The sequence below is a fragment of the Streptomyces jeddahensis genome (assembly GCF_001642995.1).
GTDB lineage: Bacteria > Actinomycetota > Actinomycetes > Streptomycetales > Streptomycetaceae > Streptomyces > Streptomyces jeddahensis.
Genome location: NZ_LOHS01000068.1, coordinates 1 through 17,871, shown reverse-complemented (window position 1 = coordinate 17,871; position 17,871 = coordinate 1). Strand labels below are relative to the sequence as shown.

The 17,871-nt window shown below is 68.4% G+C and carries 15 protein-coding genes and 4 pseudogenes; 13 read left to right on the top strand and 6 right to left on the bottom strand.

The features are described 5' to 3' along the window. The first annotated feature begins 12 nt into the window (after positions 1-12). Positions 13-732: a class I SAM-dependent methyltransferase gene (locus STSP_RS11740; protein ID WP_067275750.1), complete on the top strand. Its 720-nt coding sequence runs from the start codon at positions 13-15 to the stop codon at positions 730-732. Positions 733-847: 115 nt separating this feature from the next. Continuing rightward, entirely contained in the window at positions 848-2,755 is a 1,908-nt protein-coding gene (locus STSP_RS11735; protein WP_078067099.1) for a rhamnogalacturonan lyase, read from the top strand. 108 nt (positions 2,756-2,863) lie between these two features. On the opposite strand, the pseudogene STSP_RS11730 reads toward STSP_RS11735, so the two are convergent. Continuing rightward, positions 2,864-3,841, bottom strand: a pseudogene (locus STSP_RS11730) (IS701 family transposase); the annotation flags it as partial. Positions 3,842-3,893: 52 nt separating this feature from the next. Here STSP_RS11730 and STSP_RS11725 point away from each other — a divergent pair. Beyond that, entirely contained in the window at positions 3,894-4,151 is a 258-nt protein-coding gene (locus tag STSP_RS11725; protein WP_067275748.1) for a hypothetical protein, read from the top strand. A 91-nt stretch (positions 4,152-4,242) separates the two neighbouring features. Here the strand turns inward: STSP_RS11725 and STSP_RS11720 are convergent, their stop codons facing one another. Further along, a complete protein-coding gene (locus STSP_RS11720; protein ID WP_232789604.1) occupies positions 4,243-6,951 on the bottom strand; it encodes a glycosyl hydrolase family 95 catalytic domain-containing protein in 2,709 nt (902 codons plus the stop codon). Between the two features lie 604 nt (positions 6,952-7,555). Here STSP_RS11720 and STSP_RS11715 point away from each other — a divergent pair. The 6 genes and pseudogenes from STSP_RS11715 to STSP_RS40790 all read left to right on the top strand — a co-directional run bounded on the left by STSP_RS11715 (position 7,556) and on the right by STSP_RS40790 (position 13,086). Further along, the gene (locus tag STSP_RS11715; RefSeq protein WP_067275739.1) at positions 7,556-8,863 is read left to right on the top strand and encodes an enolase C-terminal domain-like protein; all 1,308 of its coding nucleotides are present in this window, start codon (positions 7,556-7,558) and stop codon (positions 8,861-8,863) included. A 52-nt stretch (positions 8,864-8,915) separates the two neighbouring features. Then, a pseudogene (locus tag STSP_RS41170) lies at positions 8,916-9,059 on the top strand (SDR family oxidoreductase); the annotation flags it as partial. A gap of 399 nt (positions 9,060-9,458) precedes the next feature. Further along, a complete protein-coding gene (locus STSP_RS11710; RefSeq protein ID WP_232789603.1) occupies positions 9,459-10,370 on the top strand; it encodes an ABC transporter permease in 912 nt (303 codons plus the stop codon). After that, positions 10,367-11,365 (top strand): carbohydrate ABC transporter permease, encoded by a 999-nt coding sequence (locus STSP_RS11705; protein WP_078067097.1) that lies wholly within the window; start codon positions 10,367-10,369, stop codon positions 11,363-11,365. The genes STSP_RS11710 and STSP_RS11705 overlap by 4 nt, the downstream gene beginning before the upstream one ends. Before the next feature lie 59 nt (positions 11,366-11,424). Then, positions 11,425-12,948, top strand: a complete 1,524-nt coding sequence (locus tag STSP_RS11700; RefSeq protein ID WP_198547321.1) for a type 2 periplasmic-binding domain-containing protein — start codon at positions 11,425-11,427, stop codon at positions 12,946-12,948. A 9-nt stretch (positions 12,949-12,957) separates the two neighbouring features. Next, complete coding sequence (locus STSP_RS40790) at positions 12,958-13,086, top strand: hypothetical protein (RefSeq protein ID WP_269801043.1); 129 nt, start codon at positions 12,958-12,960, stop codon at positions 13,084-13,086. Positions 13,087-13,231: 145 nt separating this feature from the next. Here STSP_RS40790 and STSP_RS36960 read toward each other — a convergent pair. Beyond that, positions 13,232-13,714 (bottom strand): annotated as a pseudogene (locus STSP_RS36960) (DUF4188 domain-containing protein); the annotation flags it as partial. A 91-nt stretch (positions 13,715-13,805) separates the two neighbouring features. Between STSP_RS36960 and STSP_RS11695 the strand changes: the two are divergent. Continuing rightward, positions 13,806-14,450, top strand: a complete 645-nt coding sequence (locus tag STSP_RS11695) for a MerR family transcriptional regulator (RefSeq protein WP_067275736.1) — start codon at positions 13,806-13,808, stop codon at positions 14,448-14,450. 234 nt (positions 14,451-14,684) lie between these two features. Here STSP_RS11695 and STSP_RS36955 read toward each other — a convergent pair. The 3 genes and pseudogenes from STSP_RS36955 to STSP_RS11685 form a co-directional block, all read right to left on the bottom strand. Further along, positions 14,685-14,792: pseudogene (locus STSP_RS36955) on the bottom strand (excalibur calcium-binding domain-containing protein); the annotation flags it as partial. 377 nt (positions 14,793-15,169) lie between these two features. Then, entirely contained in the window at positions 15,170-15,358 is a 189-nt protein-coding gene (locus STSP_RS41165; RefSeq protein ID WP_067275734.1) for a hypothetical protein, read from the bottom strand. Between the two features lie 137 nt (positions 15,359-15,495). Then, positions 15,496-15,942, bottom strand: coding sequence for a DUF1772 domain-containing protein (locus tag STSP_RS11685; protein ID WP_067275733.1), 447 nt, complete (start codon positions 15,940-15,942; stop codon positions 15,496-15,498). Between the two features lie 92 nt (positions 15,943-16,034). Between STSP_RS11685 and STSP_RS11680 the strand changes: the two genes are divergently transcribed. The 3 genes from STSP_RS11680 to STSP_RS11670 all read left to right on the top strand — a co-directional run. Further along, positions 16,035-16,613: a TetR/AcrR family transcriptional regulator gene (locus STSP_RS11680; RefSeq protein WP_067275731.1), complete on the top strand. Its 579-nt coding sequence runs from the start codon at positions 16,035-16,037 to the stop codon at positions 16,611-16,613. Positions 16,614-16,721: 108 nt separating this feature from the next. After that, the gene (locus STSP_RS11675; RefSeq protein WP_067275730.1) at positions 16,722-16,913 is read left to right on the top strand and encodes a hypothetical protein; all 192 of its coding nucleotides are present in this window, start codon (positions 16,722-16,724) and stop codon (positions 16,911-16,913) included. Positions 16,914-17,247: 334 nt separating this feature from the next. After that, positions 17,248-17,871, top strand: a 624-nt coding sequence (locus tag STSP_RS11670) for an Ig-like domain-containing protein (protein ID WP_198547320.1), incomplete at its 3' end; no start/stop codon positions are given.

Here is a 17,871-nt window from a genome sequence, read left to right as displayed (position 1 = left end):
CCGGGGGGCTTCGTGCTGGACTACGACAAGGAAGCCGCGGTCTACGACCGTACGCGCGGGGGCGTACCCCGGGCGCGGGCCGCTGCCGAGGCCGTCCTCGGACTCGTGCCCACCACCTCGCGCACCCTCCTCGACGTCGCGTGCGGCACCGGCCTGGTGACCGGGCGGCTGACCCGGCCCGGGCTGCGGACACTGGGCGTCGACATCTCACCCGGCATGCTGAGCGTCGCCGCGGGCCGTCTGGACGGCGCCGTCGTGCTCGGCGACAGCCGCCGACTCCCCTTCGCGGACGGCTCGTTCGACGTCGTCACCGCCATCTGGCTGCTGCATCTGCTGCCGGAAGCGGCGCCCGTGGTCGCCGAGGCGGCGCGCGTGCTGCGGCCCGGCGGCGTCTTCGTGACGACCGTCGACAAGAGCGCCGCACATGACGTGGGCAGCGACATCGACGTACTGGTTCGCCCGCACCGCTCGGCACGCGCCGCCGACGAGTCCGCCCGCATCACCGAGTACGCCGCCTCGCACGGCCTGCGCCCGTGCGGCGAGGCCCGCTTCCGGGGCCACGGCCAGGGCCGTACCCCGCGCCGCCTCGCCGACGACATCCGGCGCGGCAGGGTGTACGCGGCGGGCGGCCCTGCCCTCGCGGACCGCGTCGCGGCCCTGCCGGACCCGGACACACCGCGCGCGGAGCCGCTCTACCGGCTCCGCGCGTTCCGTCGTGAGCGTGAGGCCTGAGGCTGCACGATTTCCGCGCACGTTTTCCGGCACGATTTCCCCGCGATGGCGGCAACTCCCTTGAGCCGAGCGGCGACTGAGGGACCGGAACCCATCCGTCCCTCGGGAGGAAACCGTGCCAACCGAGCACCCGCACGAGCACCTGAACCCGCAGCCGCAGCACCGCAGACGCCGCGTCACCCGCACCCGCGTCCTCTTCACCACCGTCGTGGCCGGTGCGATGGCCGCCGCCGGACTCACCGCGCTGACGGGCACGTCGTCCGCGGCGACAGCGCGGCAGGCCGAGAAGCTGGACCGGGGCGTCGTCAGCGTCCACACCGGCACCGGCAACCTCGTCAGCTGGCGCTGGCTGGGCACCGACCCGGACAACGTGTCGTTCAACGTCTACCGGGCCGGTACGAAGGTCAACTCGTCGCCGATCACCGGCTCCACGAACTTCTTCCACTCCGGCGCGCCCAACTCGGCCGACTACACGGTCCGCGCGATCGTGAACGGCGTCGAGCAGGGCGACTCGGTGCACGCCATCCAGTTCCGCGCAGGCTACAAGGACGTCCCGATCACGCCCCCGGCCGGCGGCACGACACCGGACGGCGTGGCCTACACGTACGAGGCGAACGACGCCTCCGTCGGCGACCTCGACGGCGACGGCGCCCTGGACTTCGTCCTGAAGTGGCAGCCCACCAACGCCAAGGACAACTCGCAGTCCGGCTACACCGGCAACACGATCATCGACGGCATCAAGCTGGACGGGACCCGCCTGTGGCGTATCGACCTCGGTAGGAACATCCGGTCGGGCGCGCACTACACCCAGTTCCAGGTGTACGACTACGACGGCGACGGCAAGGCCGAGGTCGCGATGAAGACCGCCGACGGGACGGTGGACGGCACGGGGAGGACGATCGGCAGCGCCTCCGCCGACTACCGCAACTCAAGCGGTTACATACTCTCCGGGCCCGAGTACCTGACCATGTTCAACGGTCAGACGGGTGCCGCGATGGGCACGGTCGACTACGTACCGGCGCGCGGCAACGTGGCGTCGTGGGGCGACAGCTACGGCAACCGCGTGGACCGTTTCCTCGCCGGGACCGCGTACCTGGACGGCGCCCGCCCCTCGCTGATCATGGCGCGCGGCTACTACACGCGCACGGTCATCGCGGCCTGGGACTGGCGGAACGGCGCCTTCACCCGCCGCTGGACCTTCGACACCAACTCGTCGACGAACATGGGCAAGGGCTTCGACGGTCAGGGCTCGCACAGCCTGTCCGTCGGCGACGTCGACAACGACGGCAAGGACGAGATCGTTTACGGCTCGATGGCCGTCGACGACAACGGCTACGGCCTGTGGACGACGAAGACGGGGCACGGCGACGCCCAGCACCTGGGCGACCTCGACCCCTCCACCCCGGGCCTGGAGTACTTCAAGGTGTCGGAGTCGACGTCCCAGCCCGCTGAGCTCTACATCAGCCCCTCCAACGGATCCATCCGCTGGCGGCTGGCGGCCTGCTGCGACAACGGCCGCGGCGTCGCGGGCGACATCTACGCGGGCAACGACGGCGCCGAGGTCTGGTCCGCCTCCGACACGTCCATCCGCGACGAAGCGGGCGCAACGAAGGGCCGCGAACCGTCCTCCGCGAACTTCCTCGCCTGGTGGGACGGCGACACCACCCGTGAACTCCTCGACGGGACCCACATCGACAAGTACGGCACGTCCTCCGACACCCGCCTGCTGACCGGCTCCTCCGTCCACTCCAACAACGGCACCAAGGCGACACCGTCCCTGTCCGGTGACATCCTCGGCGACTGGCGCGAGGAGGTCGTCTGGCCGACGAGCAACAACACGGCACTGCGGATCTACTCCACGCCGATCGAGACCAACACGAAGATCACCACACTGCTCCACGACACGATGTACCGCACGGGCCTGGCCTGGCAGAACACCGCCTACAACCAGCCACCGCACCCGAGCTTCTTCATCGGCAACGGCATGGCGACCGCGCCCCGGCCGGCCATCACCACGCCCTGAGCTGGGGAGCTAGCCCGAAGCGCGAGACAAAGAGGCGGCCATTCGCCGACGCCGAGTGGCCGCCTCGAACATGATCAACCTGCGCTGGCGAGAATCTGGGGAGCAGGACGTCTTGGAGGGCGTCGAGGATCTGGTAGAGAGTGAGCCCGGTGCGGGTGCTTTTGGGGTCAGCCGTTGTTCGGTGAGGAAGGCGTGGGCGGCGGTCACGAGGGTGACGTGGTGGTGCCAGCCGGACCAGGAACGGCCTTCGAAGTGGTCAAGGCCCAGGCCGTGCTTGAGTTCGCGGTAGTCGTGCTCGATGCGCCAGCGGACCTTGGCCAGACGGACCAAGTCGGCGATCGCCGTGTCCTTCGACAGGTTGGAGAGCCAGTAATCGGTAGGAGCCTCGGCGTCTTCGGGCCACTCCACCAGCAGCCAGCAGTCGGGCAGGATACCGTCCCACCAGCCCTGCTCGGCCGAGGCGGCGGTCCGGATCGGACGCTCGACGGCCTTGCCCGCGGGGCGGACCCGCACGGCAGCGAAGCGGGACCGTAACTCTCCTCGTGTGCCCTGCCGCCAGGCAACGGTGGTGAAGGCCTCCCGTCCTAGGCCGGCGGCCAGGGCCGCCACCGACGATGCTCGGTGGCGGTAGCGAGGCTGGGGCCAGCACCCGATGTGCCCATTACGGTCCGGCGCCTTGGGTTCCGCGTCGAAGGGGTGGGCGGTGACGTCCGCGCGGACGGCCGGCACGTAGTCGATACCGCGGTCTGCCAGGCTGGCTCGGAGGTGGGCGTTGGTGCCGTAGGCGGCATCGGCCACGACGGCGGGTGGCGTCATGCCCCAGCCGGCCAGCGTGTCGAGCATGTCCAAGGCCAGCCGCCACTTCTCGCGGTGGGTGATCTCGGGCGGGATACGGGTGGCGGTGCGGCGGTCGGTGTCCGATGCCCACTCCTTCGGCAGGAACAGCCGCCACTGCAGCGGGCAGGAGGCGGTGTCGGTGGCGGCGTGGACGCTGACCGCGACCTGGCAGTTGGCACGTTTGCCCAAGGCCCCGCAGTACTGCGGGGCCACGGCCACCGACATTCTTCCGTCCTTCGGTACCGACACGCCGCTACTGGGTCACCCGAGTCAGCAACCGGCCCGCCCTGAGGAGCCACGCATGAACCAGCAGGTCCTGGTGCTGTACCTCGCCACTTCGGCACTCGACTCCGACGTGGTGGGCTGGTCCCGCTACGACGGCACCGGCAGCACGCACCCGACGACCGGGGACAGCGACGAGCCGCCGTACAAGACGGGGCTCGCCGCGCTGCAGGACGGCTGGCGCCTGTTCCAGGCCTCTCAGCTGATCCCGCCCCACCCCGGCCACGAGTACGACACCTCCTTCCTCAAGCACGAGTTCTTCTTCGAGAAGCTGTAGCCGATTCGAGAAGCTGTAGCCGAAACCACCGGCAGCCGGACCGGCCGCCGGTGGTTTCGGCTACCGCGGGGGTCGCCGCAGGCGCCTAGCCTCAGCCCGATGTGGAGTCGGACGCCAGCCGGACGATGACGGTGACGGGGGTGCGAGCTGGAAGATCGACGTGCTGCCTCCGGGCGTCGGCGTCCTGGGCGCCGCGGCACACGAGCGTGATGGACTGCTCCTCCGCCGACGTGAGAACTGCGCGAACCATTCCGTCCTCCGTGTCCCAGCTGAGCTCGTCGAGGGCCACGCCGGTGCGGGTGGCGATGCCGCGCAGGCTGCCGTTGGTCCACTCCGGGGGCAGCGCCGGAAGCAGTTCCACGATCCCCGGGCGGGAGTCCACCAGCATCTCGACGACAACGGCGGGTAGGCAGTGGGCGGCGTCCGCGTTGTAGATGTCCAGATCAGGGTTGTGAGAGGTCATCAGCGACCGGAAGACCATGTTGCGTCCGAGGATCTTCAGCAGGTTGACCCGGGCGGTCTCGCTGTCCTGCAGCCGTGCGGCGGCCAGGGCCCGGTGCAGGCTGCCGTGCGCGGAGAGGTTCTCGTCGCCGCGCCGCAGCAGGGCTTCGCGGGCCGCCTCGGCCAGGTCGGGGGTGTCGTCCGGGGTGATGTCGTGCAGCGGCCACACCGGGTAGAGGTGGCTGACGTGCCGGTGGCTTTCGGCGGTCTCCAGTCCCGGCCATGCCCACTCGGCGAGCGCACCGTGGTCGTCGACGCGGTAGGGCGGCAGCCGCTTGGCCAGGGCGAGCCAGCGGCTCGTCGCTTCCTGTTCGATGCCGAGGTGCGCACAGACGTCGGCAGCGGTGGTCAGTGCGTGCCGGGCCGCCGCGATGTCCATGGTGGCGTTCACGCCTGACATGCCCCGCCCGTCCCGCGGGCCGACCTCGGGGGAGTAGGACGGGACGATGACGATGTGCCCTTCGCTGTCCTCACGGGTGAGGACGTCCTCGAAGAAGACGGCGGCTTCGACGAGCCACGGGGCGAGCGTCCGGGCGAGGAAGTCGTCGTCCCCGGTCGCCTGCCAGTACTCGTACAGCGGGAACAGCAGCCAGTCCGTCGAGGCCACCCACATCGGGAAGGGCCACTCGTCGTTGAGGTGGAACAGCATCCCGTGCTCGCCGTCGGTCCGGTTCGGCGCGAGCACCCCGCGGGCTCCGTAGATCGTGCGGGCATTGGTGCGCCAGTCCTCGATCTGACCGCTTATCAGAGCTGTGTAACTGTCCATGAGTTCCGGCATGCCGGTGGTCACCACCCCTGCCATCTGCAGGTTGATGTTCGCGTCGGTGGTGAAGTCGCCGGACCAGGCGGCGCCCCAGGCCCCCAGCCACAACCCCGTGAGCCGCGGAGGGAGCACCCCGCAGGAGCTGAGCAGCAGATACCGGCCGGAGTGGAACATCGCCTCGACCAGCGCGGCGTCCAGCACCTTGGCGTCGGCTCGGGCGATGAGCTCGCGCACCGGCAGACGGCGGGCGTTCTCGGGCACGCCCAGGTCGAGTTCTGCCCGGGCGTACAGCGCTCCGTGGACGGCGGCGTGGCGAGCGAGCAACTCGCTGTAGTCGGCGGGAAGTTCGGCCAGAGCCGCCTGCAGGGCATCCGGGCGGGGAGGAGCCGCCGACCGGTCCATCCGAGTCAGCAGGACCACACGCGTCGCACCCTGGACACGGGCCACGTCACCTTCCACGGTGACGTGGCCGCCGCTGGCGACGACCCGGGTCACGCCGATGAACCCCGCCGCGCCCAGCCCGGCGGGGTAGGTTCCCACGACCGCGAGTGACGCCTCGCCACCGCCGTTGGCCTGCGCGGACGTCGTGACAGCCACCTCCGGTGGACGGCCTTGCAGATCACCGGAGAGCCGTACGTCGACATCCAGCTGTGGCCCGGTCATCTCGACCACCGCGACGGCGTCCGTACGGGACACGAAGGCGCGTCGCGCCCACTGCTGGTCCCCGTCGGACCAGGTGACCCGCACCTCACCGGTGGTGAAGTCAGTGACGCGGCGGTACTGGTCGACCCGACCGGCGGTCGGCGCATCCAAGTGGAGCACATGACCGGGGTGGAAGGCCTGGGTCCAGGCTATCTCCCTGCCGTCGGAGAACTCTCGCTGCGCCTGCTCCCGTTCCCCGGCGAGGAGCAGGTCGCGGACGTGCTCGAGGCGGTCCGCGACGGCCGGCGGTCGCATGCCGAGCGAGCCGTTGGGCAGCACGTAGCGGTGGTGGTTGTGGACGATCCGTTCCCGGTGGGGGTGTCCGAACACCATGATTCCGTACTCGCCGTTGCCGGAGAGGAACGCGTCCTCCCAGCGGCTGGCCGGCTCTGTGTCATGGATGCTGTGCACCGGCATTCCGGGCCTTCCTTTCTCCCGTGCGTGCCACGGTTTCGGAGTTGAGCCGTCCGGAGCGGAAGGGCTCGATGCGATGGGGCGTGTTGCCGAACCCGATCGCAGGCCGAGATCGCCACCGTCCGGCCGGGCCGCACCTGGTCGCGGAGCGGTGGTCCGTACGGTCGGCGGCGTTGTCGTCGACCAGACCGCGCCAGACGCGGGCGGAAGCGTACGGCTCGAGATCCCCTCCAGCAGGGTGGTGAGCGTGGCGTTGCCGGTGGCCGCGATCATTGCCCGGTGGAACGCCGCGTCATGCTCGTTGAGCCGCTCCACTTCGTCGCGGGGCGCCCGCATCGCGTCCAGGTGCCGCTCCACCTCGGCGAGCTCCTGGGCCGAGATGCGGGTGGCGGCCAGCCCTGTGGCAACAGGCTCGAACAACCGGGGACCTCCGTGAGTTCCAGCCGGGTGTCGCCGCGCAGCAACTCCACCGCGGACCCGATGCCGCGCAGCAGCAGTTCCGGTTCGAGGTTCGAGGCTGGTCACATACGTGCCATCGCCCCGCCGGATCTCCAGCACCCTCGACACGACCAGCGCCTTCACCGCTTCCCACATCAGATTGCGGGACAGGCCCAGCTCGGCGGCGAGCTGCTGCTCGGGCGGCAGTTTCGCCCCGGGAGGCGCTCACCCGACTGGATGAGATCCCTGAAGGGGTCGATGGCTTTGTCCCATGACATGCGTGGCTACCCCCTGCTCGTCAGCCCAGGAGGCGGCAGCGTAGCAAGACATCCCATGGCTGAGGGAGACATGGGATGGCCGCCATTCCTTTGGTAGTTGTGAGCGCTTGGTATAGCGGCAGGTCACTGCTGCGCCGCAACACTTTGGGTTCAAGGTATGGACAGGAGTTCGGGCGGACTCTATAAATCCATCCCATGTTAAGCATCTGCTGTTGCAGGGCGGACATCTGCTTGAAACGTGACGATGGGCGGTTTGCCATGACCTCGAGACCTCTCCAGGGCTTCACGAGCCGAGGGCGCCGGGCCCGATGACCGAGCTGATCAGCGCGGTCGACGCGGTCGACGTGCGGTTCCCCACCTCACGTGAACTCGACGGCTCCGACGCGCTGAACCCCGAACCCAACTACTCGGCCGCGTATGTGATGATCCGTACGAGCGGCGGCGACGAAGGCTATGGGCTCGCATTCACCGTGGGACGCGGCAACGAGGTCCAGGTCGCCGCCGTACGCGCCCTTGCCCCGCTGGTCGTCGGCCTGCCCGTGGAAGAGGTCCTGGGTGACCTGGGAGCGTTCTCACGACGGCTGACACGTGACAGTCAACTGCGCTGGCTGGGCCCGGAGAAGGGCGTCATCCACATGGCCGCCGCCGCGATCGTCAACGCCGTATGGGACCTGCACGGGCGCCGTGAGGGCAAGCCCGTCTGGCAGCTGCTCTCCGAACTGTCCCCGAACCAGCTGGTCGACCTGGTCGACTTCCGCTACCTCGAGGACGCACTCAGCCGCGACGAGGCGCTGGACATCCTCCGTCGAGCCGAACCCGGGCGCGGTCAGCGCACCGCGCTCCTGCTGCAGCACGGCTATCCGGCATACACCACGACCCCCGGATGGCTGGGCTACGACGACGAGAAACTAGTGCGCCTGTCCAAGGAGGCGGTTGCCGAGGGCTTCTGCCAGATCAAGCTGAAGGTCGGCGCCGACCGCGCGGACGACCAGCGCCGCTTGCGGCTGGCCCGCGAGGCGGTCGGCCCCGACATCAGGATCGCCGTGGACGCCAACCAGGCATGGGGCGTGCACCAGGCGATCGACTGGATACAGTCGCTCGTCACCTTCGACCCGTACTGGATCGAAGAGCCCACATCCCCCGACGACATCCTCGGACACGCCGCCATTCGGCGGGCGCTGGCCCCGGTGAAAGTCGCCACCGGCGAACACGTCCACAACCAGGTGATGTTCAAGCAGCTGCTCCAGTCCGGCGCCCTCGACATCCTGCAGTTGGACGCCAGCCGCACCGCGGGCGTCACCGAGAACATCGCCGTACTGCTGCTGGCCGCCAAGTTCGGCGTCCCGGTCTGCCCGCACGCCGGCGGAGTCGGCCTGTGCGAGATGGTGCAGCACCTGGCGATGTTCGACTACGTGGCCGTCAGCGGCACCACCGACAACCGCGTGATCGAGTACGTCGACCATCTGCACGAGCACTTCACCGACCCGGTACGGATCCGCGACGGACGCTACCTCGCGCCGACCGCCCCAGGCATCAGTGCCGAAATGCACCCGGCTTCGGTGGCCGACCACCGTTACCCCGACGGCCCGGTGTGGAACGGGGAGGCCACGGCATGAGCGCTCCCGAGTTCGAGGGGCTCAGGACGGTGGTCACCGGCGGCGCCTCTGGTATCGGGCCCGTCAGCCCATGGGACGCCTCGTCACCGCCGGCGAAGTCGCTGCCGCCATCGCGTATTTCGCAAGCCCGCGCTGCGGTTCGACCACCGGCAGCGACCTCGCCGTCCACGGCGGCATGCAGGGACTGCGCATCCGCGCGCGTCTGACCGCCGCGACCCGCCTTCCACCGACAGCCGGCCCGCAGGGCCCATCAGCAAGGAGGCAGAGGAATGCGAGTTCGGGTATATGTCCGCTCGCCTGAACGCGGTCGCGCACCGCGCCTCGGCGATCGGACGCGTCCGCCTTGGCGGCCTGCAGCCTCGGCCGTCCCTGCGCTCACCGCTCGGGGGAGGACGCGGGACTTCATCCGGTTCGAACACCTCGGACACGCCGTCCGATGCCGACCACCACGTCACCCTGCCGACTCTCGTCGGCCCACCCCGGGAGCGTAGGGATGTCCCACAACAGTGCAGTGAAACCTTTCCGGCTACCGGCCGCGACAGGAAGGCCCGGCAGCGGACGGGGACGGATGGCCGGTGGGGTGCCCCGAGTGAGCATGCGGCGCAGGGCACGGCGCAGCCTCACCCGGCACTGGACGCTGTACCTGCTGATGCTGGTGCCGCTCGTCCACCTGGCGGTCTTCAAGTACGTCCCCATGACCAACGCGGTCATCGCGTTCAAGGACTACAACGTTGTCAAGGGCGTCTGGGGCAGTCAGTGGGTGGGACTGCAGAACTTCCAGGCGATCTTCGACAACCCGGTCTTCTGGCAGCTGGTGAAGAACACCTTCCTGCTGTCGTTCTACGCCGTGCTCGCCGGCTTCCCGATCCCCATCATCCTGGCGCTGGCGCTGAACGAGATCCGGCAGGGGTTCTTCAAGCGCACCGTGCAGATGGTGACCTACGCGCCCTACTTCATCTCCACGGTGGTCGTCGTCTCAATGACGATCATGATCCTCTCTCCCAAACTGGGCCTCCTCAGCCATGTCACCGGGTTCTTCGGGGTCGACAAGGTGGACCTGTTGGGGGACCCGGACTACTTCCGGCACATCTACGTCTGGTCGGACATCTGGCAGACCGCGGGCTACTCGGCCGTGATCTACCTGGCGGCGCTGTCCGGTGTCGACCAGTCGCTGTATGAGGCGGCTCGGGTGGACGGGGCGTCGCGGCTGCAGAAGATCTGGCACGTCGACCTGCCCAGCATCATGCCGACCGCCGTGATCATCCTTGTCCTGGCCGTCGGCAACATCATGGCGGTCGGGTTCGAGAAGGCCTTCCTGCTGCAGAACCCCTTGAATCTCAGCGCCTCCGAGATCATCGCCACCTACGTCTACAAGACCGGCCTGCTCAACGCCGACTTCAGCCAGGCGACCGCCATCGGGCTCCTCAACTCGGTGGTCAACCTGGCCCTGCTGGTCTTCGTCAACTTCGTCGCCAAGCGGCTCACCGGAAGCGGGGTCTGGTCATGAGCCATCCAGAGATCACAGCGGTAGCCGCGCCGGAGATCCGCGAGCACCCGACGCCGCCGGGAGCAGATGGCGGCCGGGGCTCGGCACGCCCGTCGCTGCGCCGCAGGCGGGAGCCCCGGCGCGTCCATGAGACCCGGGTCGACCGGATGTTCCTGTTCTGCACCTACCTCCTGCTTTGCACCTTCCTCGCCGTCGTCCTGCTGCCGTTGCTGAACATCGTCGCCAGCTCCTTCAGCGACCCGGTCGCGGTCAACTCCGGCCGGGTGTTGTTCTGGCCGGTGGACTTCTCACTGCGCGGCTACGAAGTCGCTCTTCGCGACCCGCAGATCATCACCGGGTTCCTGAACTCGCTGTTCTACACCGTCGTCGGCACGCTCGTCAGCGTCACCCTCACCGTCGCCCTCGCCTACCCTCTGTCCCGCAAGGACCTGTTCGGCAGGGGCCCGCTGATGGGCGTGGTCGTCTTCACCATGCTCTTCTCCGGCGGCCTCATCCCCACCTACCTGGTGGTGCAGGAGCTCGGCCTGCTCAACACCCGCTGGTCTCTGATCGTCCCGCAGGCCATCGGCGTCTGGCAGGTCGTCATCGCCAGTACCTACTTCCGGACGATGATCCCCGACGAGCTGTACGAGGCCGCCCAGCTCGACGGCTGCGGAGACCTGCGCTTCCTGTGGAAGGTCGTCCTGCCGCTGGCCAAGCCGATGCTCGCGGTGGTGGCGCTGATGTACGCCATCGCCCAGTGGAACTCCTACTTCGACGCCCTGCTGTACCTCAAGGACGCCGACCTCTACCCGATCCAGCTGGTCCTGCGGAACATCCTCATCCTCAACACCAGCAACGTGACGGACGCCTCGCTGATGCTGGAGCGCCAGCAGCTCGCCGACCTGCTCAAGTACTCCCTGATCGTCATCGCGAGCGTGCCGGTGCTGCTCATCTATCCCTTCGTCGCACGGTACTTCACCAAGGGAATCATGATCGGCGCGATCAAGGGCTGAATCCGCCCCCCCCACTTCGCATCACCCGTCACCAGCACGCCATCAGAAGGGACCTCTCCATGCCTCGCTCACGCCTGCTCGCCAGGACGGCGGCCGTCGGGACGCTGCTCGCGACTTTGGCGGCCTGCACCAGCGGCTCGTCCGACACCACCGACACCTCCAAGCCGCTCCCTACGATCACCGGAAACCCGCCGGTGACCCTCAACGTTTTCGCACCCCAGGGCGGCGGCGCCAACCTCAAGACGAACAAATTCACCCAGCTGATCAAGCAGAAGTTCAACATCACCATCAACTGGCAGACGACGACCTGGGACGGCGCCGCCGCCAAGGAGAAGCGCCAGATATCGCTGGCCAGCGGCGACCTCCCCGACCTCTACCTGTTGATCCCCTGGATCGACCAGTTCACCCAGACCGAGCTCCTCAAGCTCTCCGACCAGGGCGTCATCCAGCCCCTGAACCAGCTGATCGACCAATACGGCCCCAACATCAAGAAGGCGTTCGCCGCCGAACCCGCGTACAAGCGGATGGCCACCGCACCCGACGGCAAGATCTACGGGATGCCGCAGTGGGTCGACTGCTACCACTGCTCGTATCCGGCCAAGATGTGGATCGACACCGCCTGGCTGAAGAAGCTCGGCCTCAAGACGCCGAAGACGACCGAAGAGTTCCGCGAGGTGCTGCGCGCCTTCAAGACCAAGGACCCCAACGGCAACGGCAAGGCCGACGAGGTGCCGCTGAGCGGCGACACGGGCGACACGATCATCCCGTTCCTGATGAACCCGTTCATCTTCACCCCCTTCGGCACCGCCACCGCCGACACCAATCCCACCCTCGTCCTCAACCACGGCAAGGCAGACATCCAGGCCAACAAGGCCGGCTGGCGCGAGGGCCTGCGGTACATCAAGTCCCTCTACGACGAGGGCCTGATCGACAGCAGCGCCTTCACCCAGAACAATGACGCCCTGAAGAGGCTGGGCGACAACGCGGGCAGCGCGATCCTCGGCTCGGCCACCGTCATGCACCCGAGCCTCGCCTGGACACAAAGCCAGAAGGACGGCCGCGACAAGGACATCGATGCCCTGCCGCCGCTGACCGGACCGGACGGCAAGAGCTACGCGACCTACAACTCCCCGTCCGCGCCGGGTGCCACCTTCGTCCTCACCACCAAGGCCTCAGCGACCGAGCAGATCCAGGCCATCAAGATGCTGAACTACATCTTCAGCCAGGAGGGTACGCTCAACGGCCATCTCGGCCCGGCGGGCAAGGGCTGGGTCAAGCCCGGCCCGAAGGACGTCGCACTCGACGAGAGCCTGAAGCCGCTGTACAAGACCAAGTCCACGACCAACGGCAACTGGGGCCCGGTAGCGCAATACAACCACACCGCGGAGTTCCGCAACAGGCAGGCGGTGGCCAAGGACATCAAGTCGCCGGACGGCTACGAGCGCCGGCTCTTCGAAGCCACCAAGCTCTACGAGCCGCACGCGGACATGTCCCAGGTGTTCCCCTACGGGGAGGCGTGGGTCGAACCGTCGCAGGCACGGGAACTCGCCACGCTGCAGACGAACATCGGCACGTTCGTGTAGCAGAGCGCCGTGCAGTTCATCACCGGGAAGAAGTCCCTGGACTCCGACTGGGACTCGTACGTCAGCCAGCTCGACCAGCTCGGACTGAAGCGCTTCCTCCAGATCTACCAGGCCGCCTACGACAAGACCCACAAGTAGCCCGGACCGGGTGCCGCCGTACGAGGAGGGCCTGCCTCAATGCCCTGGCAGGCCCTCCTCGTACCCCCCGTTCCCCCGACTCAGCCGGCCTTCTCGGTCGCCCCGGACGAGCGCGACCCGGACGAGCGCGACCCGGACGAGCGGTGCTGAACCTGTCCGCGGCCCGCCGTCCGCGGCTCTCGATCGGCAGCACCCCCGTGGCTGCCGCGAGGCCGAAAGGCGGCATGTCGAGGTAGATCGACTCGTACGAGGCCTCGGGCACGATGTAGGCCTCGCGCCACAGCCCCACGTGCTGGCGCACCCTGCCCGCACACTCCATGCGGTTGGTGATCGCCCACACCTTGTGGTGGAACATGTCGGGCGAGGCCGCGTACGCGTAGAGCTTCTCCTTGGACTCCCAGTACTGGACCACGTAGTACGTCCGGGGCGAGGCGGTGAGCAGGATCCGCCCCAGCAGCCGCCGGCTGCTGTCTTTGGCAAGCTCCCCAAGCATGCGAAACATCGACAGCATGACCGGCAGCCACTGTTGCACCGCCCAGAAGTGATTGATACGCATGCCGATCAGCAGGACCACCGCATCACCTTCTGCTGCGGCGGTGGTGCGGCCCGGAATCGGCTTCGCGAATATGAGCGACCCCCGGATCTCCTGATCGGATAGCGGCACTATCCTTCTTGAGCGGTGCTTGGATAGTGGCACTTACCAAGGAGAGGCGCAAGAGATGCGGCTGGCCGAGTTGAGCGAGCGCAGTGGCGTGTCCATCGCGACGATCAAGTACTACCTGCGCGAAGGGCTGTTGGCGCCCGGCCGCCAGGTCAACGCGACCACGGCCGAGTACGACGAGGACCATCTGCGCCGACTGCGTCTGGTGCGCGCGATGATCCAGGTCGGCCGCGTGCCGGTGGCGACGGTCCGGGAAGTGCTCGGACACGTCGACGACGACTCCCTCGGCCGTACGATCCGGCTGGGCGCGGCCCTGTGGGCGTTGCCGCAGGTCCCCGAACCGGACACGGAGGACGAGTACCTGCAGGCCGCCCGCCGCGAGGTGGACCGGCTGCTGGAGACACTGGGATGGTCGAACGCCCGAGCCCTGATCACCATCTCTCCCGCCTACCGTTCACTGGTGGTCGCGGTGGCCACGTTCCGACGGCTCGGCTACGACTGGGATGCCGGACTACTGGTGTCCTACGCCCGGTTGATGCACCAGGCGGCCGCCCTCGACCTGGACTTCGTTGAGACCCACCCGTCGGAGGCCGAGAAGGTCGAGGCCGCGGTCCTGGGAGCGATCCTCGTCGAGCCCATGCTGCAGTCCCTCCACCGGCTGGCCCAGGAGGAGGAGTCGGCGCGGCGGTACGGCTTCGAGTGAGCCCGACAGGGCATTGGTGAGCCTGAGCATGCGAACGCCCCCGCGGCCTGTCGGCTGCGGGGGCGCGCATCGTTTGGTGCGGCCCGCCGGGCGGGGCTTTCCCACACCCGAAAGGTCGCCGACCGCGGGCCGCCCGGACACGCTAAGCGGAAGGTGACACTCCTGACAGTGATCCGTGTCACACCGGCCCAGCGCCCGCCTCACAGGTTCCCTGTGGAGGCAGGCGCAGGGCTGTCAGCTGTCGCAGCCGACGCCGTCACCGTCGCGGTCGAGGTGGCTGCCGTAGCCGGGCTCGCCGCGGTGTACTGGAGCAGCTCCGGCGGCGCGGGCCCCGCTGCAGTTCGAGGCCGAGCGCGGGCAGCACGTACCGCTTGCGGGCCCACTTCGGCGCGGGCCTGACGGGCTGCGGCATCGGCGGCTGGTGATACGGGCTGGTCATGGTCTTCCCCCTGGGTGTTGCGGGTGTTGCGGAGGGATGACTGTAAAAGTCATGTGTTTGAAGTGTGTGGGCAAGGTGGCGGTTTCGTGACGATGAATCTGTGCGCTGGCTCTCCCGCTGACTCGTAGGCTGGCTGTGGGATCTGAGCAGCAGCTGTATGCCCGGATGGCTGTGAGCTTCTCGTTCCTTGATCCGTCTCACCGTTGCCAAGCGGTTCTCGTCTCAAGGGCGAGGTCAAATCCCCTGTGCCGATGCTGAGTTCCAAGGGCGAGTGGGGTGTCTACTGGTCGCTCGGGCCGCTGTTGAAGAAGGCAAGCGTCTGCTCCAGCCCGTCCTCGCTGCACATGGTCCAGGGGTTGCCCAGGCGGGTGCCGCCCTCGAAGCGGAAGTCGGGGGCGGTGCGGCCGACGAGCGGCTGCTTGCTGCCGAGGTCGTAGTGGTTGAACAGTCCCAACGTCTTTCGGTGCACGTGAGTCACCCGTCGGGGGTGCTCATCAGGTCGAAGACCAGCTGGCGCGCCCCACGGAGGAAGCGGGATTTCGGTGGCCCGCTACCGCCCGCGGAGTAGGGGGACGTGCGCCACTTGCGCGGTCTCGGCCCGCGGGCTCAGGCGAGGGCGGCGACCAGCAGGGCGAAGGCGGCGATGATGACGGCGACGCGGACGTAGTGGAAGCGGTCCCAGCGGTTCATCTGCTCCTTCCAGTCCTCGGGCCGGTTGTCGGGGGTCCACGTCTTGCCCCGGTTGTTGATCGGGACGAGCAGCAGAAGCGACATGATCACGCTGAGGGTCAGCAGCGCGCCGGCGGTGACGACGAGGCCGGTGCCGTGGTGGTGCCATCCGGCGATGGCCCAGACCGCGACGAGGACGAGCGAGGTGATGTACCAGACCGGCATCACGGCGCCGAGCATCCGGCCCCCGTGGGCGCGGCCGAGTTGGCCACTGTCACCGGGGAGTGCGTTGAGGATCGGGTTGATGACGAAGGCGACGGAGAACTCCACCCCCACCATCACGCCGACGACCACGGTGGTGACGACCTCGAGTGCGTTGAGCATGGCTACCCCTCCTGGGAATCTAGCGTTGCTAGATGATGACGCAACGCTAGCGCTGCTGCCGCTCGCTTGTCTAGCGATGCTAGGATCGAGTCATGTCGGTACAGGAACGCAAGGAGCGTGAACGGGCGGTCCGCGAGCGCCTCATCGTGGCAACGGCCCGCGAACTCGCCGAGCACCAGGGCTGGGACGCGGTCACCACCCGCCGGCTCGCCGAGCGCATCGAGTACAGCCAGCCCGTCCTCTACAGCCATTTCCGCGGCAAGCGCGAGATCATCGGCGCCGTTGCCCTCGAGGGCGCCACCGAGATGGCCGCTGCGCTGCGGGCCGCGGCCTCCGCCGCGGACGGCCCGCGCGCCCGGGTCACCGCCCTCGCCCGCGCCTACCTCGACTTCGCCGAACGCAACCCGGCGGTCTACGACGCCATGTTCCAGCTCGACGGCGGCCTGGCGTTCGCGAAGGAGGACACCCCGGAGCCGCTGAAGGACGCCTTCGCCGCCCTGCTGGAGAGCCTTGGCGAGGTCGCCGGGGACGGCGTCCACCCTGGGCTGTTCACCGAGGTGTTCTGGGCGGCCCTGCACGGGCTGGCGACCCTGACCCGGGCGGGACGGCTGCCGCCGGGGGACGCCGAGCGGAGGGTGGAACTACTGGTGGACCGGCTCGCCGTGGTCTGACACACCCATCCGGGCGGGCGGGCAGCCGGGGTCTTCCTGCCCGGCTGCCGGCCTACGGCATCCAGGATTGTGGCCGAATGGCCGCCAGGTGGCCACCGGTCGTGAGATGTGGCCACGGAATCTGAGATCCCACATGTAAAGGGACTCGCCGCTCGTGTCATACGGCGTGCCTCTGACGGCGACGCAGCCACCAAGCGCACAGCGCTGGAGCACCGCATCCTGCCCGAGCCCCTCAAGGCCGCCGTCTTCATCGGCAACGGCATGCCGACCGCGCCCCAGCCGGCCATCACCACGCCGTAACAGCTGAACGCCCTGCGGAATACGGATACGGCGGCGGGTGCGTGCATGACCTCTGTACGCACCCGCCTCGAGCGTGCTCTCTCAACGTAGACCCGGATGGCGGCGGGCCGATCACCCGGTTGGGTCTACCGGCCGTTCATTCGGCGGATATGAGCTTGCGGTCTGGTAGACCGAATGCGCTGAGCAAGGCGTCGATTATCCGATGCCTTTCCGACCGTTTTCCGTATTCCCAGGAAGGGCTGTAGTGCCTTTTTCTATCAGAAGCCGTCACGGGCGCGAATTCCGGTGGCATTTCCCCTCGGCGAGATCCACCGCATTGCGTGGTGCCGCCGTGATGGCGGCCATCGGGCTGGCGATGGTTTCGCCGGCCATGGCCGCGGCGGCGCCCGCTGCGGCGGCCGGGGGCAACGTCCTCGTGTCAGGACAGGATGATGTCGAACAATTGAATGAAGAAACGTTCAACCAGGGTGAGGACGGCGGTAGCTCCACCACTGACGGTGCGGCGCCGTTCCAAGGCCCCGGCCCAAGCACCGTCGCCACCGGTAGCGATCACGGCCTCGCCGTCATGCGGGCCGAGCGGACCACGACGACTCTGACGGCCAGTCCGGAACAGCCCTACGCCGGCGACCCGGCCACCCTCACGGCCGCGGTGACCTGCACGGCCGGCACGCCGACGGGAACCGTCACGTTCACCGACAACGGTCAGGACATCGGCTCCGCCTCGCTCGACGCGGACGGAACCGCCAGCCTTGTCACCGACGACCTCGCTGAGGGGCGGCACACCCTCGGGGCCCACTACGAGGGCAGCACCGCGTGCGCGGCGTCGGACGCCGAATGCGTCTGCATCGTCATCTGCGAGCGGTGCCAGCCCAGCACGCCCCCCACGTCCCCGCCCACTTCGCCGCCGGTCCAGCAGCCGCCCACCTCCCCGCCGGCCCCGCCGCCGACCCCCTCTCCC